This is a genomic window from Mesorhizobium sp. AR02 (assembly GCF_024746835.1).
Lineage (GTDB): Bacteria > Pseudomonadota > Alphaproteobacteria > Rhizobiales > Rhizobiaceae > Mesorhizobium.
On record NZ_CP080531.1, the window covers coordinates 6,517,418 to 6,538,216 of the forward strand.

22 protein-coding genes are annotated in these 20,799 nt (G+C 61.9%); 18 read left to right on the top strand and 4 right to left on the bottom strand.

Going from position 1 to position 20,799, the window contains the following annotated elements:
• Positions 1-6: 6 nt before the first annotated feature.
• Complete coding sequence (locus DBIPINDM_RS35745; RefSeq protein ID WP_258583649.1) at positions 7-735, bottom strand: glycerophosphodiester phosphodiesterase; 729 nt, start codon at positions 733-735, stop codon at positions 7-9.
• 13 nt (positions 736-748) lie between these two features.
• Positions 749-1,213, bottom strand: a complete 465-nt coding sequence (locus DBIPINDM_RS35750) for a RidA family protein (protein ID WP_258583650.1) — start codon at positions 1,211-1,213, stop codon at positions 749-751.
• A gap of 138 nt (positions 1,214-1,351) precedes the next feature.
• On the opposite strand from DBIPINDM_RS35750, the gene DBIPINDM_RS35755 reads away from it, so the two are divergent.
• The 5 genes from DBIPINDM_RS35755 (at position 1,352) to tsf (ending at position 5,096) form a co-directional block, all read left to right on the top strand.
• Positions 1,352-2,182: a cell envelope integrity EipB family protein gene (locus tag DBIPINDM_RS35755; RefSeq protein WP_258583651.1), complete on the top strand. Its 831-nt coding sequence runs from the start codon at positions 1,352-1,354 to the stop codon at positions 2,180-2,182.
• 36 nt (positions 2,183-2,218) lie between these two features.
• On the top strand, positions 2,219-2,497 hold the full coding sequence (locus tag DBIPINDM_RS35760; protein WP_027044556.1) for a DUF4031 domain-containing protein: 279 nt from the start codon (positions 2,219-2,221) through the stop codon (positions 2,495-2,497).
• Entirely contained in the window at positions 2,494-3,105 is a 612-nt protein-coding gene (locus tag DBIPINDM_RS35765) for a LysE family translocator (RefSeq protein ID WP_258583652.1), read from the top strand. Before DBIPINDM_RS35760 ends, DBIPINDM_RS35765 begins: the two co-directional genes overlap by 4 nt.
• A 177-nt stretch (positions 3,106-3,282) precedes the next feature.
• Complete coding sequence (gene rpsB / locus DBIPINDM_RS35770) at positions 3,283-4,065, top strand: 30S ribosomal protein S2 (RefSeq protein ID WP_258583653.1); 783 nt, start codon at positions 3,283-3,285, stop codon at positions 4,063-4,065.
• 110 nt (positions 4,066-4,175) lie between these two features.
• Positions 4,176-5,096 (top strand): translation elongation factor Ts, encoded by a 921-nt coding sequence (gene tsf / locus DBIPINDM_RS35775; protein WP_258583654.1) that lies wholly within the window; start codon positions 4,176-4,178, stop codon positions 5,094-5,096.
• A 13-nt stretch (positions 5,097-5,109) separates the two neighbouring features.
• On the opposite strand, the gene DBIPINDM_RS35780 is transcribed toward tsf, so the two are convergent.
• Complete coding sequence (locus DBIPINDM_RS35780) at positions 5,110-6,045, bottom strand: LysR substrate-binding domain-containing protein (RefSeq protein WP_258583655.1); 936 nt, start codon at positions 6,043-6,045, stop codon at positions 5,110-5,112.
• Between the two features lie 116 nt (positions 6,046-6,161).
• On the opposite strand from DBIPINDM_RS35780, the gene DBIPINDM_RS35785 reads away from it, so the two are divergent.
• From DBIPINDM_RS35785 to lpxB, 13 genes are all read left to right on the top strand, one after another.
• Entirely contained in the window at positions 6,162-6,689 is a 528-nt protein-coding gene (locus DBIPINDM_RS35785) for a nuclear transport factor 2 family protein (protein WP_258583656.1), read from the top strand.
• Between the two features lie 37 nt (positions 6,690-6,726).
• Complete coding sequence (locus tag DBIPINDM_RS35790; RefSeq protein ID WP_258583657.1) at positions 6,727-7,836, top strand: aldo/keto reductase; 1,110 nt, start codon at positions 6,727-6,729, stop codon at positions 7,834-7,836.
• Positions 7,837-7,978: 142 nt separating this feature from the next.
• Positions 7,979-8,701 carry a UMP kinase gene (gene pyrH / locus DBIPINDM_RS35795; RefSeq protein ID WP_214471165.1) on the top strand — a complete coding sequence of 241 codons (723 nt, stop codon included), beginning with the start codon at positions 7,979-7,981 and terminating at the stop codon, positions 8,699-8,701.
• Between the two features lie 109 nt (positions 8,702-8,810).
• A complete protein-coding gene (gene frr, locus DBIPINDM_RS35800; RefSeq protein ID WP_095200157.1) occupies positions 8,811-9,365 on the top strand; it encodes a ribosome recycling factor in 555 nt (184 codons plus the stop codon).
• A gap of 32 nt (positions 9,366-9,397) precedes the next feature.
• Positions 9,398-10,132, top strand: coding sequence for an isoprenyl transferase (locus DBIPINDM_RS35805; RefSeq protein WP_258583658.1), 735 nt, complete (start codon positions 9,398-9,400; stop codon positions 10,130-10,132).
• Entirely contained in the window at positions 10,129-10,944 is an 816-nt protein-coding gene (locus DBIPINDM_RS35810; RefSeq protein ID WP_258583659.1) for a phosphatidate cytidylyltransferase, read from the top strand. Before DBIPINDM_RS35805 ends, DBIPINDM_RS35810 begins: the two co-directional genes overlap by 4 nt.
• Before the next feature lie 97 nt (positions 10,945-11,041).
• Positions 11,042-12,184, top strand: coding sequence for an RIP metalloprotease RseP (gene rseP, locus DBIPINDM_RS35815; RefSeq protein WP_258583660.1), 1,143 nt, complete (start codon positions 11,042-11,044; stop codon positions 12,182-12,184).
• Between the two features lie 217 nt (positions 12,185-12,401).
• Entirely contained in the window at positions 12,402-14,768 is a 2,367-nt protein-coding gene (gene bamA / locus DBIPINDM_RS35820; protein ID WP_258583661.1) for an outer membrane protein assembly factor BamA, read from the top strand.
• Positions 14,769-14,841: 73 nt separating this feature from the next.
• Entirely contained in the window at positions 14,842-15,897 is a 1,056-nt protein-coding gene (gene lpxD / locus DBIPINDM_RS35825; protein WP_258583662.1) for a UDP-3-O-(3-hydroxymyristoyl)glucosamine N-acyltransferase, read from the top strand.
• Positions 15,890-16,357, top strand: coding sequence for a 3-hydroxyacyl-ACP dehydratase FabZ (gene fabZ / locus DBIPINDM_RS35830; RefSeq protein WP_258583665.1), 468 nt, complete (start codon positions 15,890-15,892; stop codon positions 16,355-16,357). Before lpxD ends, fabZ begins: the two co-directional genes overlap by 8 nt.
• Before the next feature lie 13 nt (positions 16,358-16,370).
• Complete coding sequence (gene lpxA, locus DBIPINDM_RS35835) at positions 16,371-17,204, top strand: acyl-ACP--UDP-N-acetylglucosamine O-acyltransferase (protein WP_258583666.1); 834 nt, start codon at positions 16,371-16,373, stop codon at positions 17,202-17,204.
• Entirely contained in the window at positions 17,176-18,087 is a 912-nt protein-coding gene (locus DBIPINDM_RS35840) for an LpxI family protein (RefSeq protein WP_258583668.1), read from the top strand. The genes lpxA and DBIPINDM_RS35840 overlap by 29 nt, the downstream gene beginning before the upstream one ends.
• Positions 18,080-19,258, top strand: coding sequence for a lipid-A-disaccharide synthase (lpxB, locus tag DBIPINDM_RS35845; protein ID WP_258583669.1), 1,179 nt, complete (start codon positions 18,080-18,082; stop codon positions 19,256-19,258). Before DBIPINDM_RS35840 ends, lpxB begins: the two co-directional genes overlap by 8 nt.
• 69 nt (positions 19,259-19,327) lie before the next feature.
• Here lpxB and gltA read toward each other — a convergent pair whose 3' ends face one another.
• Entirely contained in the window at positions 19,328-20,656 is a 1,329-nt protein-coding gene (gltA, locus tag DBIPINDM_RS35850) for a citrate synthase (protein ID WP_258583670.1), read from the bottom strand.
• Between the last annotated feature and the right edge of the window lie 143 nt (positions 20,657-20,799).

The window sequence follows — 20,799 nt, forward strand, 5'->3', positions numbered from 1 at the left end:
CCCCGCTCAGGCGACTTTGACCAGATCGGGTTCGAACCCTTCGAATGTCATCTGATCGGCATATTTGAAGGTCAGGTCAATCGCGGGTTGGTCATGCACAGTCCAGGTGATGACAGGCATTTTGAGCTTTTCACGCACGAAACTGACGAACGGGTTCGGCAGGTCGCCGGCGGCGTAGGAGGTGAAGGAGAGTTCGTGCGCCAGCATGGAAAAATGCGCTTCGATCAGCTTGAGGTCCTTGCCGTAGGCGGTCAAGCCAGCGGGAATGCCGGGCGCATGTTTCGGGAAGTCGCGGATCAGCCAGTGATCGAACGACATGATCGCCGCCTTGCCCTTGTAGCGCTTGAGCATCTTGCCGACGCGCGCCACCAGGCCTTCGTCACGGCCGGGAATCCCTTTCAGTTCGACGACCATGGGCACGCGGCCATCGACGAGGTCGAGAGCCTCCTGCAGCGTCGGCAAGTGATCCGATGTGCCGCCAACCTTGAGTGCGGTCAGTTCGGCCGCGCTGCGCTGCCAGACGAAGCCGTCCTGTCCGGTCAGCCTTTTCAGGTCGTCATCATGGATGATGATGGGAACGCCGTCCGACGACAGATGCACGTCGCATTCGATGGCGTAGCCCCGTTCGGCCGCCGCCGTGAAGGCGGACAGCGTGTTTTCCCAGCGCGTCTTGTTCATGTCGTGGAAGCCGCGATGGGCAACGGGCCGGGCAGTCAGCCAGGAGAGGTCGGTCATGTCAGGCCTTCGCTCATTCGACTTCGAAGATCGCTTCGATTTCAACTGCGGCATTAAGCGGCAGGGAGGCGGTGCCGACGGCGGAGCGGGCATGCTTGCCACGCTCGCCAAGGGCTGCGACCAGGAAATCGGAGGCGCCGTTGGCAACCAGATGCTGTTCGACAAAGTCCGTAGCCGAGGCGACGAAGACGGTGATCTTCACCAGGCGGCGGATTTTCTCGAGGTCGCCGAGTGCTGCCTTGGCCTGCGCCAGAATGTTGATCGCGCAGTATTTTGCCGCGTCCTTGCCGCTGGCTGTGTCGACGTCGCGGCCGAGCAGGCCGCTCGCCTGCAGCTTGCCGTCCTTGAGCGGCAATTGCCCGGCGGTGAACAGCAGATTGCCTGACCTGCAATAGGGCACGTAGTTGGCGGCAGGTGCGGCGGCGGCAGGAAGCGTCACGCCGAGATCACTTAGCCGCTTTTCGATTGTTTCACTCATTGCTTTTCCCTATTGCTGGAAGGCGCCGCGCTGGCGGGGCCGAAATTGCTATTTTTGCCTCGCTTCCGCCACGACTTTTTTTAAGCTGGACCATCTTTCCCTGCGGCCTGCCATCAGCCGCGACGATCGGAGTACCTCATGCGCGCAGCGCGCCTTGCATTCCACGCCGTCCTGTTGTCGGCGGTGTTGCCGATAGTCCCCGCTTTCGCCGTGCCGGCGCTGCAGGCGCATCGCGCCGTCTATGACCTCACCCTCAACAAAGCCTCCGACCGCTCCGGCATAACAGGCATATCCGGTCGTATGGTCTATGAATTCAACGGTTCGGCCTGCGAAGGCTATACGGTGAAATTCCGTTTCGTGACCCAGATCGTCACCAACGACAATACGAGACTGACCGACCAGCAGACGACGACTTTCGAGGACGCCGAAGGCAAGACCTTTTCCTTCGTGACCAAATCCTTTGTCGACCAGAACCTCGACAAGGAGGTCAAGGGCATCGCCACCAAAGACACGAAAGGGCTGAAGGTCGATATCGACAAGCCCGAGAAGAACAGCCTGGAGCTTGCCGCCACCCAGTTTCCGACCCAGCATCTGGTCGAGCTGATCGGCAAGGCCGAGAAGGGCGAGAATTTCTACCAGACAAACCTGTTCGACGGCTCGGAGGACGCCAACAAGGTGATGACGACCACCGTCGTCGTCGGCAAGAAGACCGAAGCCGACAAGGCCGATCCCGAGGCTCCGGCGCTGGCGAAGCTCGCCACCGACAAATACTGGCCGGTCGACATCGCCTATTTCGACGACAGCGCCCAGAATGGCGAAGAAGTGCCGGAATACCGGATCAGCTTCAAGCTGCATGAGAACGGCATCACCCGCGATCTCGTCATGGACTATGGCGACTTCTCGATGACCGGCAAGCTGGTCAATCTGTCGCTGTTCGACCAGACAAAGCCTTGCCCGGTATCGAAATAGCCGGGTTGCGCAATTGAGCTGGCCGCGGCGGGCTTGATGGCAGTCTACGTCGATGCGGCGATCTGGAAGTGGGCCGGCCATCGCTGGTGCCACCTGATGGCCGACGACACCGACGAGTTGCATCGCTTCGCCGCCGCGCTTGGCGTCAAGCGTTCATCCTACCAGGGACCGCCCAAGACATCCGCTCCGCATTATGACATAACCGGCTTCGAGCGCGACCGCGCGGTGCGGCTCGGCGCCATCGAATGCAGCCGCGAGGAGATCGTCGCGATCTTCCGGCGCGTGCGGGTGCCCAATGGAAAGGCCAAGCGATGACACCAACGGCATTTCTGGCCTATTGCGCCGCCGTCACACTCGCTGCCGCCACGCCGGGGCCCGCGATGTTCGCGGTCATCACCAATGGCGTGTCGCGCGGTTTCCTTCGCGCCTTCATGGCCGGCCTTGGGGTTGCCGCCGGCGACGCGGTGCTGGTCACTCTGGCGCTGCTCGGGCTGGTGGCGCTGGCCCAGACGTTCGAATGGATCTTTCTGCTGCTGAAATATGCCGGCGCCCCCTATCTGATCTTTCTCGGCATCAGGATGTGGCGCGCCTCGGCCACGCAATCGAATGAGCTGCGGACGGCTGAGGCGAGATTGTCCCGGTCCTTCTTCCTTGGCGCGTCCATTGCTTTGGGAAACCCGAAGGCGATCCTGTTCCATGCCTCGATCATGCCGCTGATCCTCAACCTCGATACGCTGACCTTTGTCGATGGCCTGCTGGTGGTGGCCGCCGTCATCAGCGTCAATATCCTCACAATGGGTGTCTATGCCGCCCTTGCGGGCCGGGCTTCGGGCTGGTTCCGGACGCCGAAGCGCATGCGGCTGATGAACAGGTTTGCCGGCAGCGCCATGATCGGCACCGGAGCGCTGATTGCCGCACGCTGAGCGGTAAAACGCTGCCGCGCTTGCGTTTGTCGCACTTCCCCTCTATATGCGCGCTCATTCCACACACGGACTTTGGTGTCTGCCCGGGAGAAATCCGGCTGAAACCTCCGGTGGCGTTCGAGGACTTCGTCCAAAAATGCCTGTGTCCGTGGAGGCTAACCGGAAAGGAAAATAAGAATGGCTCTGCCTGATTTCAGCATGCGCCAGCTTTTGGAAGCTGGCATTCACTTCGGCCACCAGACCCACCGCTGGAACCCGAAGATGGCGCCCTACATCTATGGCGCCCGCAACAACATCCACATCATCGACCTCTCGCAGACGGTGCCTTTGCTGCACCAGGCGCTGAAGCAGGTGTCCGACACCGTTGCCAAGGGCGGCCGCGTGCTGTTCGTCGGCACCAAGCGCCAGGCGTCCGACATCGTCGCCGATGCGGCACAGCGTTCGGCTCAGTACTATGTCAATTCGCGTTGGCTCGGCGGCATGCTGACCAACTGGAAGACGATCTCGAATTCGATCCAGCGCCTGCGCAAGCTCGACGAGATGCTGGCCGGTGAGGCCCAGGGCCTCACCAAGAAGGAGCGCCTGAACCTCGATCGCGAGCGCGAGAAACTGGACAAGGCGCTGGGCGGCATCAAGGACATGGGCTCGACGCCCGACCTGATGTTCGTGATCGACACCAACAAGGAAGCGATCGCCATCCTCGAGGCCAAGCGCCTCGGCATCCCGGTCGTCGCCATCATCGATTCGAACTGCGACCCGGACAAGATCGACTTCCCGATCCCCGGCAATGACGACGCGGCCCGCGCCATCCAGCTCTATTGCGACCTGGTCGCCAAGGCTGCGATCGACGGCATCGCCCGTCAGCAGGGCGCGCTCGGCGTCGATATCGGCGCTTCGGTCGAAGCTCCGGTCGAGCCTGCGCTCGATCCGGCTCCGGCTTCGGAAGCCCCCGAGGCTTGATAATCGAAGGCCGGTTTGCGGCCTTCATCTTTCTCATATTTTGGCCCGCTAAACAGACGCACTGTCGAGATTCGATGGTGCGTCGGTGCATTTAAAACAAAGAGGCGACAATGAGCATTTCGGCTGCACAGGTCAAAGAACTCCGCGACTTGACCGGCGCGGGCATGATGGACTGCAAGGCGGCGTTGAACGAGACCAACGGCAACATGGAAGAGGCCGTCGACTGGCTGCGCAAGAAGGGCATCTCCAAGGCTGACAAGAAGGCCGGCCGCACTGCCGCCGAAGGCCTGATTGGCGTCGATGCCGGCGTCCGCGAGGCTGCCATTGTCGAGGTTAACTCCGAGACTGACTTTGTCGCCCGCAACGAGCAGTTTCAGGAGCTCGTCCGCAACATTGCCAAGGTGGCGCTCGCCTATGGCACGACCGAAGCGGTGGCTGCCGCCAAATATCCCGGTTCGGACAAGTCTGTTACCGAGGTGATCAAGGACGCTGTCGGCACCATCGGCGAGAACATCAGCTTCCGCCGCTCGGCGAAGCTCACGGTGCCGCATGGCGCCGTGGCGACCTATGTCCATAATTCGGTCGCCGACAACCTCGGCAAGCTCGGCGTGCTGGTCGCGATCGAGACCACGGGCAATGAACATGCCGCCAACGCCTTTGCCCGCCAGGTCGCCATGCATGTCGCCGCCACCAACCCGCTGGCGCTGACGGCGGAGCAGATCGATCCGGCAGCGGTCGAGCGCGAGAAGGCGATCTTCTCCGATCAGGCGCGCCAGTCAGGCAAGCCGGAAGCGATCATCGAAAAGATGGTCGAGGGCCGCCTGCGCAAGTTCTATGAAGAAGTCGTGCTGCTCAAGCAGGCCTTCGTGCTCAATCCCGACATCACCGTCGAGAAGGCGCTAAAGGATGCCGAAAAGGAGATCGGCGCGCCGGCCAAGATCACCGTCTATCTGCGCTTCGCGCTCGGCGAAGGCATCGAAAAGGAGGCGACCGATTTCGCGGCGGAAGTCGCGGCGGCGGTCAAGAAGTAAGCTTCCTACTGCCTTATTCCGACAATTTTTTTCGGCCGGATGTTCGCAGGGATGTCCGGCCGATTTCTTGTGCGGTGTCGATAAAGGCCCGCAGTTTCGGCGCCATCGCCGCCCGGCGTGGAAAGTAGAGGAACAGGCCAGGTTCCTCGATTGCCGATTGCGGCAGGACCTGCACGAGCCGGCCGGCTGCAAGGTCCGCACGTGCCAGCGGCTCGAACATGTGGGCGAGGCCTACTCCGGCAAGCGCCAGGTCAATCGCGGCGAGTGAATCCGTGACGATGACCGTGCCCTTCGTCTCCACAACGACATCCTTGCCGTCTTCGGTCAGATCCCAGCGATGGAGCGCACCGGAGCGGACCAACCGGTAACCGATGCAATTGTGGTTGGCGAGATCGGCCACGCTGCGCGGACGGCCATGCCGGCCGATATAGGTGGGAGAGGCGACGATGACCGCCTTGAACGGCAGCGTCAGCCGGACAGTGACCATGTCTTGCGCAATCATTTCGCCCAGCCGGATGCCGGCATCGAAACCCTCGCCGACAATGTCGATCAGCCCCTGGTCCGTAAGCAATTCAATTGTCACATCCGGATAGCGTTCCGCCATCGCGGCGACCATGGGCGTCACGGCCAGAGGAATGGCGATGTTGGGAACGTTGAGCCTGAGCAGGCCCGAAGGCCGGCCCTTGATGGCGCGGATGCGGTCCATCCGCTTGGCAATGTCCTGAAGGGCAGGGGTCGCCGTCTCCACCAGCGCCTTGCCGGCTTCCGTCAGCGAAACGCTGCGCGTCGTGCGCGCAAACAGCGGCTGACCAATGCGCTCTTCGACAAGGCGCACCGCATGGCTGACGGCGGACGGACTCATACCGAGTTCGGCTGCGGCAAGCGCAAAGCCGCCGCGCCGGGCAACGGCAATGACGACAGGCAGATGGGTGAGCAGATCCCGGTCCATTCATGCATGATATCGCATAGTCTTTGCGAACAATGCAATCTTATCGATGCCAAGGCAGCGGTCCACATTGTCGCCAACACATCGGCAATCGGCTGATGGCATCAAGGAGAAGAGACATGAACGCGTTGAAACACGTGACATTCGCGGCAGGCATGGCGCTGGCGCCGATCGATGCCGGCGGGGCGGAGCCATCCGGCTGGCAAGCGCTCGCGGACGAACGCGCGGTCATCCGTATTGCCGATGCCATCGACCGCGCCGTCGACGCCCAGGACTGGAAACTGGCGCGCAGCTATTTCGCGGATCGGGTTACCGCCGATTTCAGCAGCCTGTCCGGGCAGCCCGCGGCCAACATCGCCTCCGACGATCTGATCGGCGCCTGGGCCGGTAACCTCAAGGACAGTAAGACAAGCTTGCATCTGCGCACAAATCACCAGGTCGTCATCGAGGCGGACGCGGCGACTGTCTTGTCGAACGGCTATGCCTGGAACCGGATGGAAGGCAATGGCGACCCGCTTTGGGAAGTCTGGGGCACCTATGAGCATCACCTGACACGCTCCGCCGCCGGCTGGAAGGTCGACGGCTTCGCGTTCCGCATGACGCACGAGCGCGGCAACCTTTGGGTCAAGGCAACCCCTGGCCAATGATGCGGCAGCATTCATTATCAAGCATTGGAAGACGATCATGACCATGACCTATTACACTCTCGGCAACAGCGGCCTCAGGGTCAGCCGGCTGGCGCTGGGCACGATGACTTTCGGCAAGGAATGGGGCTGGGGAGCCGACAGGGATACAGCCCGCGCGATGTTCGACGCCTATGTCGAGGCAGGCGGCAATTTCTTCGACACGGCGGACCTCTACACCGGGGGCACCGCCGAAGCCTGGCTTGGCGAATTCATCGCCGAGCGGGGCTTACGCGACACCGCGGTGATCGCCAGCAAATTCACCATGAACATGCAGCCCGGCAATCCGAATGCCGGCGGCAATGGCCGCAAGAACATCATGCGGGCGATAGACGCGTCACTGAAGCGGTTAGGCACCGACTATATCGATCTCTATCTCATGCATGTGTGGGATGGGCTGACGCCGGCCGAAGAGGTCATGCGCACGCTGGATGACCTGGTGCGGATGGGCAAGGTGCGCCATGTCGGCCTGTCCGATGTGCCGGCCTGGTATGCGGGGCGGGCACAGGCGATCGCCGAGCTGCGCGGATATGAGCCGGTTTCGGCCTTGCAACTCGAATACTCGCTGGCCGAACGCGCGATCGAGAACGAGTTCGTGCCGTTCGGCACGCGCCACGGCGCCGGCATCATGGTGTGGAGCCCGCTCGCCAGCGGGCTGCTCAGTGGCAAGTATCGGCCGGCCGAGGCCGGAAATGCGGGTCGGCTCGACGGTTTTCGCAATTCGACGCATCCGGGCTTCCAGAAATTCACGGACCGCAACTGGGCCATCGTGGCCGAACTCGAGAAGGTCGCATCCGAGCTCGGCCGCAGCATGCCGCAGGTCGCGCTCAACTGGGTGGCGACGCAGCCGGGGATCGCCACCGTCATCCTCGGTGCAACGACGCTCAGCCAGATCAAGGATAATCTTGGCGCGCTGGACTTCGAGATTCCGGCGGGGCTCCACGAGCGGCTGGATTCGGTCAGCAGAACGCCGGTGCCGTTCCCCTATTCCTATTTCGGGCAGCAGATACAGGCGCGCGTCACCGGCGGTGCTGCAACCGGCGACAAGCCCTCCGGCTATGCGTTGCCGGTGCTTATAGAGGGCTTGCCGGCCAGCGTGTCCACCAACTGATCCATCGGGCAGGATTGCCACAATTTGCCGGTCGGGCGCCGCGTGACATCGCGGCGCCCTTCGTGTATCGGAACCCAGTGTTTTGGGATGGCGCCTGCGCGAATGCCTGCCCGGATACCACATGCAAAATGACGAGGACCAGATGACGGTGAAGCCCCTCTACCGACGTGTCTTGTTGAAAGCGTCGGGCGAAGCGTTGATGGGCGAACAGCATTTCGGCATCGATGTCTCGGTCGTGGATCGCATCGCCGCCGACATCGCCGAGGCCCGCGCGCTGGGCATCGAGGTCGGCGTCGTCATCGGCGGCGGCAATATCTTCCGCGGCGTGGCTGTGGCCTCCAAGGGCGGGGACCGCGTCACCGGCGACCACATGGGCATGCTTGCGACGGTCATCAACTCGCTGGCGCTGCGCACCTCGCTGAACAAGATCGGCGTCGACGCCGTGGTGCTGTCCGCGATCGCCATGCCAGAGCTGTGCGAAAGCTTTTCGCAGCGCCAGGCCACCGCCTACATGAACCAGGGCAAGGTGGTGATCTTTGCCGGCGGCACTGGCAATCCGTTCTTCACCACTGATTCGGCCGCGGCACTGCGCGCGGCCGAAATCGGTGCCGATGCGCTGTTCAAGGGCACGCAGGTCGATGGCGTCTATTCGGCCGATCCGAAAAAGGACCCGAATGCGACGCGTTTCGAGCGCATAAGCCATGCCGAAGTCATAAATCGCGGCCTTTCCATCATGGATACGGCAGCGATTGCACTTGCGCGCGAAAACAACATTCCGATAATCGTTTATTCGATCCACGAAAAAGGTGGTTTCGGCGATATTCTGAGGGGCGGCGGCCGCTGCACGGTCGTCGCGGACGAATGATCCGGGGCCTGATCCCTACAAGAGGGAAACCGGCTTTTCGAAAATCAGGCTCGAACGGGGCGTTGCCCCGAAGCAGTGAACCCGCGGCAGACGGGTCGAGGAGACTAAGATGAGTGGTGAGTACGACGATCTCAAGCGGCGCATGGATGGGGCAATCGCCGCGTTCAAGCATGACCTGGCTTCGCTGCGGACCGGTCGCGCCTCCAGCAATCTGCTCGATGCCATCCAGGTGCAGGCCTATGGCACCACCATGCCGATCAATCAGGTTGCCAACGTCACGGTGCCGGAGCCGCGCATGATCTCGGTGTCGATCTGGGACAAGTCGATGGTCGGCGCCGTCGACCGCGCCATCCGCGAGTCCAATCTGGGCTTCAACCCGATCGTCGATGGCACCAATCTCAGGATTCCGCTGCCGGAGCTCAACGAGCAGCGCCGCAAGGAACTGGTCAAGATTTCGCATGGCTACGCCGAGAACGCCCGCGTCGCCGCGCGCCATGTGCGCCGTGACGGCATGGACTTCCTGAAGAAGGCTGAGAAGGACGGCGCGATCAGCGAGGACGATCAGCGCAAGCGTTCGGACCAGGTCCAGAAGCTTACCGACGAAACGATCAGCACCATCGATCATCTGCTTTCCGACAAGGAAGCTGAAATCATGCAGGTTTAGGGTTGGCCGCCGGCTGACCCGAAAGCGAGATCATGACAACGCCCGCGCATGTCGCGATCATCATGGATGGAAATGGACGCTGGGCCAAAGCGCGCGGCATGCCGAGGCTTGCCGGTCATCGCGCCGGCGTCGAGGCACTGCGCAAGACGGTGCGCGCGGCACCGGATCTCGGCATCTCCTTCCTGACCGTCTACGCATTCTCGTCGGAGAACTGGTCGCGGCCGAAGTCCGAAGTCAGCGACCTGATGGGGCTGTTGAAGCTGTTCATCCGCCGTGACCTGGCCGACCTGCACCAGAGCGGCGTGCGGGTCAGGATCATCGGCGACAGGGCAGGGCTGCAGGCGGACATCAGAGGGCTGCTCGACGAGGCCGAATCGCTCACATCAGGCAACGAAGCGCTGACGCTGGTGATTGCATTCAACTATGGCGGGCGCGACGAGATCGTTCGCACGGCGCGCAAACTCGCTTCGGCCGTGGCGCGCGGCGAAATCAATGCCGAAGCGATATCAGCCGAAAGCTTTGCCAGCTGTCTCGACACGCAAGGCATTCCCGATCCGGAGCTGGTCATACGCACCAGCGGCGAGCTTCGCCTGTCCAACTTCCTGTTGTGGCAGGCCGCCTACGCCGAACTCGTCTTCCTGCCTTGCTATTGGCCAGACTTCAGCCGCGAGCACCTTGCCGAGGCGTTGCGCGAATTTGCCGGCCGTGAGCGCCGTTTCGGCGGATTAGGCCCGCAAGACGTCGCCTCGCGGCCGGCCGCGGGATGAGCAACCTTCAGCTCCGCGTCATTTCAGCGGTCGTGCTTGCCGTCATCGCTCTTGGCCTGACCTGGCTTGGCGGCCTGCCTTTCCGACTGCTGTGTGCAGCCATGTCGGCGATGATCTTTTATGAGTGGACACGCATGTCGCGGCCAGTCGCGGCCAATGGGCTGGGCTTCCTGCCCGAGGCGCTGGTCGTCGTTTTCATCGGTGCCTTGATTGCCGGGCTTCCTGCCTTCTGGCTGCTGCTGCTTGTCGTGATTCTGATTGCCGCAACGGCGCTGGCCGCCCGGGTTCGCAAGACCGGGCAATGGGAGGCGAGCGGTCTTGCCTACGCCAGCGTATCCGGCCTGTCGCTTGCCCTGCTGCGCGATGGCGACCATTCGGGCCTCGTCGCCATCCTGTTCCTGTTCGCGGTCGTCTGGGCGACCGACATTTTTGCCTATTTCGTCGGGCGCGCCGTCGGCGGCCCCAAACTGGCGCCATCGATTTCGCCGGGCAAGACGCGCAGTGGCGCCCTCGGCGGCGCTGTCGGTGGCGTTGTCGCCGGGGTTATGCTGGCAGCTGCTGCCGGTGCCGGCAATCTGGCCTTGCTTGGCCTTGTGGCGCTTGTGCTTTCAATCGTCGCCCAGGTTGGCGACTTGTTCGAATCCTGGGTCAAACGGCGGCATGGCCGCAAGGATTCGGGCGTGCTCATTCCAGGCCATGGTGGCGTCATGGACCGTGTCGACGGGCTTGTCGCGGCAGCGCTCGCCCTATACGTCATTGGCTGGATTTCGGCGGGCGCCGATCATCCGGCACAGGGGCTGTTTCCGATTTGAATGATGTCGTTCCACGATCTGATGTGGGCGCGCCTTGGATTCGCCTGGATTGCTGTCACAGTCACGGCGCGGCAGCGGAAGAATTTGAGGGCATGAGTTGAACGGGATTCTTCACGCGATTTTCAGCACGGACGGCTTGCTGCTCGGCACACTCGTGCCGTTCCTCTTCGTGCTGACCGTGGTGGTGTTCGTCCACGAAATGGGCCACTACCTCGTCGGCCGCTGGTGCGGCATCGGGGTCAGGGCCTTCTCGATCGGTTTCGGTCCCGAACTCATCGGCTTCAACGACAGCCATGGCACGCGTTGGAAGCTCTGCGCCATACCTCTTGGCGGTTATGTCAAATTTGTCGGCGATATGAACGCCACCTCCAGCCAGCCCACGTCGGATGATCTGGAAACGCTGACCGACGATGAGCGCAAGGTTGCCTTCCACACCCAGGCGATCTGGAAGCGCGCGGCGACGGTGGCGGCCGGGCCTTTGTTCAATTTCCTGCTGACGATCGTTGTCTTCTCTGTCCTGTTTGCCTCCTATGGGCGTTATGTCGCGGAGCCCATGGTGGCGGAAGTTACGGCAGACAGCCCCGCGGCGAAGGCGGGCATCCTGCCTGGCGACCGATTCGCCAGCGTCGACGGCAGCAAGGTTGAAACCTTTGGCGATGTGCAGCGGCTGGTCTCGGGCCGCGCCGGCGATACGATCACCTTTGTCATGCTGCGCGATGGCAAGGAAGTCACGGTGACCGCGACCCCGCAGCTGATGGAGCAGCAAGACGCGCTCGGCAACAAGGTCAAGGTGGCCGTGATCGGCGTCGTCAACAACAAGGAACTCGGCCAGCCCCGTCTCATCAGCTACACCCCGGTCGGGGCCGTTGCGGCGGCAGTCGAGGAAACCGGCCACGTCATCGAGCGCACCGGCCAGTTCTTGCAGCGTTTCGCCGTCGGGCGCGAGGACAAATGCCAGTTGGGCGGTCCGGTCAAGATCGCCGACATGGCCGGCAAGGCGGCCAAACTGGGTTTCGAATGGCTGGTACAGCTCGTCGCGCTGTTGTCCGTCGGCATCGGTATTCTAAACCTTTTGCCGATTCCCCCCCTCGACGGCGGCCATCTCTTGTTCTACGGGGTGGAGGCCGTCATCCGCCGGCCGGCGTCGGAACGGATGATGGAAATGGCCTATCGGGCCGGTCTGCTTCTGGTCTTGTGCTTCATGGGTTTCGTGTTCTGGAACGATCTGTTTGGATGCTGAAATCATGAAGAAATTTGGCCTGCGCATGGTCGATGTTGAGACGCCGTTTACCATGCACGGGGATATGAGTGACGCGAAAGCCACGCACCAGGGTTAAGTAAATACAAATTAACCAGAAGCCTTGCGTGTAGGGAAAATCCGGTTAATACGGTAGGGGAAATTACCGCACGTCCGGTTTTCTCGCCGTGGGGACTACGAGAAAAGGTTATTAAGCCCGATGAAGGCAGCATCCAAGTTTCTGAGCGCCGCGTCCGCGGCGGCACTGTCCGCCGCTCTGGTCGTACCAGGTGCGCTCGCAGTACAATTCGTTGCCACATCGGCGGCTGAAGCCGCTGTCGTCAGCAGGGTGGAGGTGAGCGGCAACCAGCGTGTCGACGCCGATACCATCCGCAATTACATCACCATCAAGCCGGGCAAGGCCTTCTCCAGTTCCGATATCGACGCGGCCATCAAGGCGCTGTTCGGCACCGGCCTGTTCTCGGATGTCCAGATCAACCAGGTCGGCTCGACGCTGGTGGTCAAGGTTGCCGAATACAAGGTCGTCAACCAGGTGCTGTTCCAGGGCAACAAGAAGATCAAGGACAATGCCCTTCAGATGGCTATCCAGCTGAAGCCGCGCGGTACGTTCTCGCAGGCGACGCTCGATGCCGACGTCGAACAGATCAAGGGCGCCTACAGGCACATCGGCCGCGACGATGCCGGCGTGACCGCGCAGGTCATGGACCTCGGCGACAACCGCGTGAATGTGGTTTTCAAAATCACCGAAGGCGACCGCACGCAGATCGCGGCGATCAATTTTGTCGGCAACAGCGCCTATTCGAGCCGCCGCCTGTCGGATGTGATCAACACCAAGCGCTCGTCCTGGGTTTCGTTCATCCTGCGCGATGACGTCTATGACGAGGACAAGCTGCGCGCCGACCAGGAGCTGCTGCGCCGCTTCTACTACAATCACGGCTACGCCGATTTCCAGGTCGTGTCCGCCGTCGGCGAACTCGACAATGCGACGAACAAATACACGGTCACCATCACCGTCCAGGAGGGCGAGCGTTATAATTTCGGCGATATCAGCGTCGAAAGCACAATCCCGGAAGTCGATTCGAAGTCGCTGGAATCGGTGGTCGAGACCCGCAAGGGCGATGTATACAACGCCAAGAATGTTGAAGACTCCATTATTGCCCTGACCGAGAAGGTGGCCGGTTCCGGTTACGCCTTCGCGCAGGTGACGCCGCGCGGCGACCGCAACTTCGAGAATCATACGATTTCGGTGGTCTATACGGTTGACCAGGGCACCAAGGCCTATGTCGAACGCATCGAGATCCGCGGCAACGATCGTACGCGCGACTATGTCATCCGCCGCGAATTCGATGTCAGCGAAGGCGACGCGTTCAACCAAGTGCTCATCCAGCGCGCCAAGAAACGCTTGGAGAACCTTGATTACTTCACGTCAGTCGACATCTCGACAGTGCCAGGCTCGCAGCCCGACCAGGTCGTTCTGGTGGTCACTGTGGTCGAGAAGTCGACGGGTGAATTCTCCGTTGGCGCCGGCTATTCGACCGGTGGCGACACGGCGGGTCCGTCCGTCGAAGGATCGATCACCGAGCGCAACTTCCTCGGCCGTGGCCAGTACATCAAGCTGTCGGCCGGCGGCGGCAAGAATTCGCGCGATTACAGCCTGTCCTTCACCGAGCCCTATTTCCTCGGACGGCGCATCGCGGCCGGATTCGACATCTACAAGTCGACGAGACAGTACAACAGCAACTATGACAGCGATACCGTCGGTGCGACTGTGCGCTTTGGCCTGCCGATCACCAACAGCATTACGACCCAGCTGGCGTATAATATCTCTCAGGAAAAGTATTCCGTTGACAATAGTTGCTTGACCAACGGGCTCTACGTTCCTGGCAGCCCTTGCACTATCTCAACCGCGATTCTGGATGGCATCGCCCAGAGCCCATGGATAAAGTCGTCGATCAGCTTAGGGCTGGTCTACAACACGATCGACGACATGAAGAACCCGCATGAGGGCATCTACGCCAATACAACGGTGGAAGTTGCCGGCCTTGGCGGTAACGCCAAGTTCGTCAAGGTTACTGGGCGCGGCAGTGTCTATCAGACGCTGTCCGAGCAACTCGACCTTGTCGGCCTCATTTCGGGCGGCGCGGGTCACGTCGAGGGTTACGGCGGTAACGGTCTGCGTATCTTCGATCAATTCCAGAGCAACGATCGTATGATCCGTGGCTTTGCCTATGGCGGCATTGGCCCTGCGGACGCGGCGACGGGTGACCATCTCGGTGGTACGACCTACTTCAATGCTTCGGCGGAAGCCCAGTTCCCGTTGCCAGTCGTTCCGGAAAGCTTTGGGTTGCGCGGTGCTGTGTTCGCCGACGCTGCCACGCTTTATGGCAGTAAGATCACGTCTGTTACCCAGACCTCGACCGACATGAAGCTGCGCGCCTCGGTCGGTCTCGGCCTGATGTGGGCCTCGCCGTTCGGCCCGATCCGTATCGACTATGCGATCCCGGTCAGGAAGGAAGCGAGCGACAAGGTACAGGAATTCAACTTCGGCATTTCGACCCGCTTCTGATCGGCGGCCAACGATGCTCCCGGATTTTTGGATCCGGGAGAAATGTTCGACCTAGCTGGATATAGCTTCTGGAATGACCGATCCGGTGTTCTTCGCGCCATCACGCCGGTATACGGCGGCCGAAGTCGCGAATCTGACCGGCTCGGTGCTTGTCGATTCCGGCCAATCCAATATTTTTATCGAGGCACTCGCACCGGCTAACGAGGGCGGCGCCAATGCGCTCGTGTTCGTCGACGGCAGGCGTAATTCCGCGCTGATGCCCTCACTGCGGGCGGCCGCGGTCCTGTGCCCGGCGGAATTCGCCAACAAGGCACCGGCCGACATCGCCGTGTTGATCCATCCGCGTCCGCAACAGGCATTCGCGCTGGTCGGCCGGCTGCTGTTCCCCACAGCCGCCACGCCGGGGCCAATGACCGGTGAAACCGGTGTTTCGCCGCATGCCCATGTCGATCCGACCGCGCATATCGAAGCCGGCGCTATCATCGAGGCCGGCGTGGTCATCGGGCCAGGCGTCTCGATCGGCAGCGGCACCGTCATCGCGCCCAACGCGGTCATTGGACAGTCCTGCCAGATCGGCCGTGACGGCTATGTCGGCCCGGGTGCCAGTATCCAGTATGCGCTGATCGGCAATCGGGTCATCATCCATGGCGGCGCCAGGATCGGCCAGGACGGCTTCGGCTTTGTGGGCGGCGCCAAGGGGCCGGAACGCGTTCCCCAGATCGGACGGGTTGTCATCCAGGACGATGTCGAGATCGGCTCCAATTCCACCGTCGATCGCGGCGCCATGTCGGATACGATCATCGGCCAGGGCACCAAGATCGACAATCTCGTGCAGATCGCCCATAACGTCCGCATCGGTCGCAATTGCATAGTTGCCGGGCTTTCAGGTATTTCCGGTTCCGTGGTCGTGGGTGACAATGTCACGATGGGCGGCGGTGTCGGGCTTGCGGATCACTTGACCATCGGCTCAGGAGCCAAGCTTGCCGCCAGAAGTGGATTTATGAGCAACGTTCCTGCTGGCGAGATATGGGGCGGATATCCGGCACAGCCGATGGCGGAAGCCATGCGAGAGATAGCCATGTTGCGCACGATGGCCAGGGCACGCAAGCAGGGCAAGGACAATGGCTGATATGGTGGCGGCGACGACGCTGGAAGCGGTCGACATAATGGGGCTGATGAAGCTTCTGCCGCACCGCTATCCCTTCCTGATGATCGACCGCATCGTCGACATCGACGGTGACGATTCTGCCGTCGGCATCAAGAACGTCACCATCAATGAGCCGCATTTTCAGGGGCATTTCCCGGAGCAGCCGGTGATGCCGGGCGTGCTGATCGTCGAGGCCATGGCGCAGACGGCCGGCGCCATCTGCATCCGCAGCCTTGGAGCGTCGAAGCCGTCGCTAGTCTATTTCCTGACCATCGACAACGCCAAATTCCGCAAACCGGTCGTTCCCGGCGACCAGTTGAAGATCCATGTCAAGAAAATCAAGAAGCGCGGCAACCTGCTCAAATTCGCCTGCGAAGCCCTGGTCGATGGCACCAAGGCGGCCGAGGCCGAGATTTCAGCCATGATGGTCACCGGCGACTGACGATCGAGTGCTTATGAAAATCAAGACTTCAATTCATCCTTCCTCCGTCGTGGAAGAGGGCGCTCAAATTGGGCAGGGTGTCCGCATAGGGCCATTTTGCCATATCAGCGCCGATGCCGTGATCGGCGACGGTGTCGAACTGGTCAGCCATGTCGCGGTGATGGGCGTAACCACCATCGGCGCGTCGACCAAGGTCTACCCGATGGCGACACTGGGCGCGCCGCCGCAGAATACCAAGCACAAAGGCGGTCGCACCACGCTGGTCATCGGCGCCAACTGCACCATCCGCGAAGGCGTGACCATGCATGTCGGCACCGACACCAGCCGCGGCGAGACGATGATCGGCGACAATGGCAATTTCCTTGCCTATGCCCACATCGCCCATGATTGCGTTGTCGGCAAGAACGCCACCTTCGCCAATGGCGCGACGCTGGGCGGACACTGCGAGATTGGCGACAACGTCTATATCGGCGGCCTCAGTGCCGTTCATCAATTCGTGCGTGTCGGCGACAACGCCTTTCTTGGCGGGTGCTCGGCTTTTGTTGGTGACGTCATTCCCTATGCCATCGCCGTCGGCAACCGCGCCTCCTTGCGCGGCTTGAACATCATCGGCCTCAAGCGCGCCGGTCTGCCGCGTTCCGAAATCTATCTGTTGCGCAAAGCCTACAGGACGATTTTCGACCGCTCCCGCACCGTCGGCGAGAACATCGAATTCGCCAAGGCCGAGTTCGCCTCTTCGCCGACCGCCATGAAGATCATCGATTTCATCAGCAGTCGCGGCAAGCGGCACTATGCGGTGCCATCGCTCAAAGGCGGCGATGGCGACGATAACGATGATGAAGACTGAGGCAGCGGCTGGTCTTGATCTCCCGCCAGATGCCAGGGTCGGCATCATCGCCGGCGGCGGCAGCCTTCCGGTCGAAGTCGCGGCTGGCTCGGCCGGGCAGGGTTATGCGCCCTTCATCGTCCTCATGGAAGGCGAAGCCGACCGTCTGCCGGAATTGTGCCGGTATGAGCATGAGACCCTAGCCCTAGAGGCGATCGGCTCGCTTGTTCCATTGCTCAAACGCCACCGGATTACCCATCTGGTGCTTGCCGGCGAGATCAAGCGCCGGCCAAGGCTGACGCATCTGCGTCCAAGCCTGAGCTTGCTCGCCGTGATACCTCTTGTCGTCATGGCGCTGGCGCGCGGCGACGATGGCCTGTTGAAGGTGGTGGCGCGCGGTCTCGAGGCCCGAGGGATAAAGGTCATGGGTGCCCACGAAATCGTGCCGAACCTTGTCGTCGCCGAAGGGATCCTGACCAAGGCCGAGCCACAGAAATCCGACCGGCGCGACATCGAGGCAGGCTTTGCGGCGGCGAAGGCGATCGGGGCGCTGGACATCGGCCAGGCGGCTATAGCGGTGGGCGGCCGCGTCATCGCGCTGGAAGGCATCGAGGGGACGGCAGGATTGCTCGACCGCGCAAAACTGTTGCGAGGCCACGGCCGTATCGCGGGCAAGATCCGCGGCGTGCTGGTCAAATGCGCCAAGCCCGGCCAGGAACTGCGCGCGGACCTTCCGTCCATCGGGCCGCAGACGGTCGAAGCCGCACACGCGGCCGGGCTCGCCGGCATTGCCGTCGAGGCGGGGCGCTCCCTGATCCTCGAAGGTCCCGCAACCCTGGCGCGCGCCAATGAACTTGGTCTGTTCATCGTCGGCCTGGCCGCAGCGGAGCCGGCGCATGGCTGACAAGGCGCTGAAGATCGCGATCGTCGCCGGTGAGGAATCAGGCGATCTGCTTGGCGCCGACATCGTGCGTTCGCTCCGCCAGGCAACAGGCCGCGAGGTACAGCTCGTCGGCCTCGGCGGCCGACATCTCGGGGAATTGGGCCTGGTGTCGCCCTTCGATGCCGGCGAGATCGCGCTGATGGGTTTCAGTGCCGTGCTCCGCGATCTGCCGCGTCTTTTCAGGCGGATCGGCCAGCTGGCCAAAACCGTCGCTGAGGAAAAGCCGGATTGCCTGATCACCATCGACAGCCCTGACTTCTCCTTGCGCGTCGCCAGGAAGGTGCGTGCGGCCAATCCGTCGATACCGATCATCCATTATGTCTGCCCGAGCGTCTGGGCCTGGCGGCCGGGCAGGGCGGTGGCGATGAAGCCCTATGTCGACCATATCCTCTGCATCCTGCCGTTCGAGGTGAAGGAGCTCGAGCGGCTGGGCGGCCCGCCCGGCACCTATGTCGGGCATCGCCTGACGCATGATCCGGGTGTGCTTGCCGCAGGGAAGGCGCAGGCGTTGCCTCGCGATCTTGCCCAGGACCGGATCAAGACATTGCTCGTCCTGCCCGGCTCGCGGCGCAGCGAGGTGCGGCGGCTGGTCGACACGTTCGGCGAGACCGTGTCGATGCTGCGCGCGCGCGGACATCGTCTGCGGCTATTGCTGCCGACGGTTCCGCATGTCGCCGACCTCGTTAAATCCTCGGTCAACCGTTGGGATGAAAAGCCCGAAATCCTCGTCGATCCCCAGCGCAAATGGCAGGCTTTCGGCAAGGCCGATGCCGCGCTGATCGCGTCGGGGACTGTATCGCTGGAACTGGCGTTGGCCGGTGTGCCGATGGTCTCGTGCTACAGGCTCGATCCCATCGCCCGTGCCGTTGCGCCCTATTTCGTTTCCGTCTGGTCGGCGCTGCTGCCCAACCTGATCTCGGATCGCGCTTTGATCCCGGAGTTCTACAACGAGTACGTCAAGCCGAACAACCTGGTCCGGCAGTTGGAAGCGCTGTTCGCCGACAGCGGCATGCGCGCCTGGCAGAAAGACGGGTTTGCCGAGATCGCCAGGCGTATGGCGACGGACAAGCCGTCGGGCGAGATCGCCGCGCAGGTGGTGATGCGGTACATCAATCGAGCGAGAGGAGAATGAGTGAGTAGTGAGTAGTGAGTAGTGAAATTGGCCATCACTACTGACTACTCACTACTCACTACTTTCTCATCACCGCTTGGCGATCGGCACGTAGTCACGCTCCGGCGCGCCGGTGTAGAGCTGACGCGGGCGGCCGATCTTCTGGCGCGGATCCTCGATCATCTCCTTCCACTGCGCGATCCAGCCGACAGTGCGGGCGACCGCGAACAGCACGGTGAACATGGTGGTGGGGAAGCCCAGCGCCTTCAGCGTGATGCCGGAATAGAAGTCGACATTCGGGTAGAGCTTCTTCTCGATGAAATAGGGATCGGTCAGCGCGATCTTTTCCAGCTCCATCGCGATGTCGAGCAACGGATCGTCCTTGATGCCGAGCTCGCCCAGAACCTCGTGCGCCGTCTTCTGCATGATTTTCGCACGAGGATCGTAGTTCTTGTAGACGCGGTGGCCAAAGCCCATCAGCCGGAACGGATCGTTCTTGTCCTTGGCGCGGGCGATGAACTCCGGGATGTGATCGACATGGCCGATCTCGCCCAGCATGTTGAGCGCCGCTTCATTGGCGCCGCCATGGGCCGGGCCCCACAGGCAAGCGATGCCGGCGGCGATGCAGGCGAACGGGTTGGCGCCCGACGAGCCGGCGAGACGAACCGTCGAGGTCGAGGCATTCTGCTCGTGGTCGGCGTGCAGGATGAAGATGCGCTCCATGGCGCGCGCCAGCACCGGATTGATCTTGTACTCCTCGCACGGCACGGCAAAGCACATATGCAGGAAATTTGCCGCGAAACCGAGATCGTTCTTCGGATAAATGAAGGGCTGGCCGATGTGGTACTTGTAGGCCATGGCCGCGATCGTCGGCATCTTGGCGATCAGCCGCATGGAGGCGACCATGCGCTGGTACGGGTCGGAGATGTCGGTGGAGTCGTGATAGAAGGCCGACAGTGCGCCGACCACGCCGCACATCACCGCCATCGGGTGCGCGTCGCGGCGGAAGCCGGTGAAGAAGCGCGACATCTGCTCGTGCACCATGGTGTGGCGCGTCACGCGGTAATCGAAATCGTCCTTCTGCGCCTTGGTCGGCAGTTCGCCGTAGAGCAGGAGATAGCAGACTTCGAGGAAGTCGCCGTGTTCGGCCAACTGGTCGATCGGATAGCCGCGGTGGAGAAGAATGCCCGCGTCGCCGTCGATGAAGGTGATCTCGGACTCGCAGCTTGCGGTCGAGGTGAAGCCGGGGTCGTAGGTGAAGGCGCCGGTCGTGCTGTAGAGCGAGGCGATGTCGATGACATCAGGCCCGACAGAGCCGCTTCGCACCTTGAATTCATGGGTCTTGCCGGCGAATTCAAGCGTTGCGGTAGCCTCTTGGTTCGTGCCGCCCACATCCAGTTTTTTCGCAGCTTCGGTCATTGCAAACTCCTTCTTGTTTCCTCATGCCGGCAAAGGCAAATTCTGCAGAGCGACACGTCGAAATCACCGCAATGCGCGTATTCGCCACCGCATTTTAGGAGGTGCGTGCCAGATTGGGCCAGGGCCTAATGTTGCACTGCGAA

Excerpts from the sequence above, each read along its gene's own strand:
- DBIPINDM_RS35785 (WP_258583656.1), top strand. The coding sequence starts at position 6,162 with ATGAACGCGTTGAAACACGTGACATTCGCGGCAGGCATGGCGCTGGCG.
- DBIPINDM_RS35760 (WP_027044556.1), top strand. The coding sequence starts at position 2,219 with ATGGCAGTCTACGTCGATGCGGCGATCTGGAAGTGGGCCGGCCATCGC.
- DBIPINDM_RS35780 (WP_258583655.1), bottom strand. The coding sequence starts at position 6,045 with ATGGACCGGGATCTGCTCACCCATCTGCCTGTCGTCATTGCCGTTGCC.
- tsf (WP_258583654.1), top strand. The coding sequence starts at position 4,176 with ATGAGCATTTCGGCTGCACAGGTCAAAGAACTCCGCGACTTGACCGGC.
- lpxB (WP_258583669.1), top strand. The coding sequence starts at position 18,080 with ATGGCTGACAAGGCGCTGAAGATCGCGATCGTCGCCGGTGAGGAATCA.
- DBIPINDM_RS35810 (WP_258583659.1), top strand. The coding sequence starts at position 10,129 with ATGAGCAACCTTCAGCTCCGCGTCATTTCAGCGGTCGTGCTTGCCGTC.
- DBIPINDM_RS35805 (WP_258583658.1), top strand. The coding sequence starts at position 9,398 with ATGACAACGCCCGCGCATGTCGCGATCATCATGGATGGAAATGGACGC.
- DBIPINDM_RS35790 (WP_258583657.1), top strand. The coding sequence starts at position 6,727 with ATGACCATGACCTATTACACTCTCGGCAACAGCGGCCTCAGGGTCAGC.
- gltA (WP_258583670.1), bottom strand. The coding sequence starts at position 20,656 with ATGACCGAAGCTGCGAAAAAACTGGATGTGGGCGGCACGAACCAAGAG.
- DBIPINDM_RS35765 (WP_258583652.1), top strand. The coding sequence starts at position 2,494 with ATGACACCAACGGCATTTCTGGCCTATTGCGCCGCCGTCACACTCGCT.
- bamA (WP_258583661.1), top strand. The coding sequence starts at position 12,402 with ATGAAGGCAGCATCCAAGTTTCTGAGCGCCGCGTCCGCGGCGGCACTG.
- lpxD (WP_258583662.1), top strand. The coding sequence starts at position 14,842 with ATGACCGATCCGGTGTTCTTCGCGCCATCACGCCGGTATACGGCGGCC.
- DBIPINDM_RS35750 (WP_258583650.1), bottom strand. The coding sequence starts at position 1,213 with ATGAGTGAAACAATCGAAAAGCGGCTAAGTGATCTCGGCGTGACGCTT.
- frr (WP_095200157.1), top strand. The coding sequence starts at position 8,811 with ATGAGTGGTGAGTACGACGATCTCAAGCGGCGCATGGATGGGGCAATC.
- rpsB (WP_258583653.1), top strand. The coding sequence starts at position 3,283 with ATGGCTCTGCCTGATTTCAGCATGCGCCAGCTTTTGGAAGCTGGCATT.
- DBIPINDM_RS35745 (WP_258583649.1), bottom strand. The coding sequence starts at position 735 with ATGACCGACCTCTCCTGGCTGACTGCCCGGCCCGTTGCCCATCGCGGC.
- lpxA (WP_258583666.1), top strand. The coding sequence starts at position 16,371 with ATGAAAATCAAGACTTCAATTCATCCTTCCTCCGTCGTGGAAGAGGGC.
- fabZ (WP_258583665.1), top strand. The coding sequence starts at position 15,890 with ATGGCTGATATGGTGGCGGCGACGACGCTGGAAGCGGTCGACATAATG.
- DBIPINDM_RS35755 (WP_258583651.1), top strand. The coding sequence starts at position 1,352 with ATGCGCGCAGCGCGCCTTGCATTCCACGCCGTCCTGTTGTCGGCGGTG.
- pyrH (WP_214471165.1), top strand. The coding sequence starts at position 7,979 with ATGACGGTGAAGCCCCTCTACCGACGTGTCTTGTTGAAAGCGTCGGGC.
- DBIPINDM_RS35840 (WP_258583668.1), top strand. The coding sequence starts at position 17,176 with ATGGCGACGATAACGATGATGAAGACTGAGGCAGCGGCTGGTCTTGAT.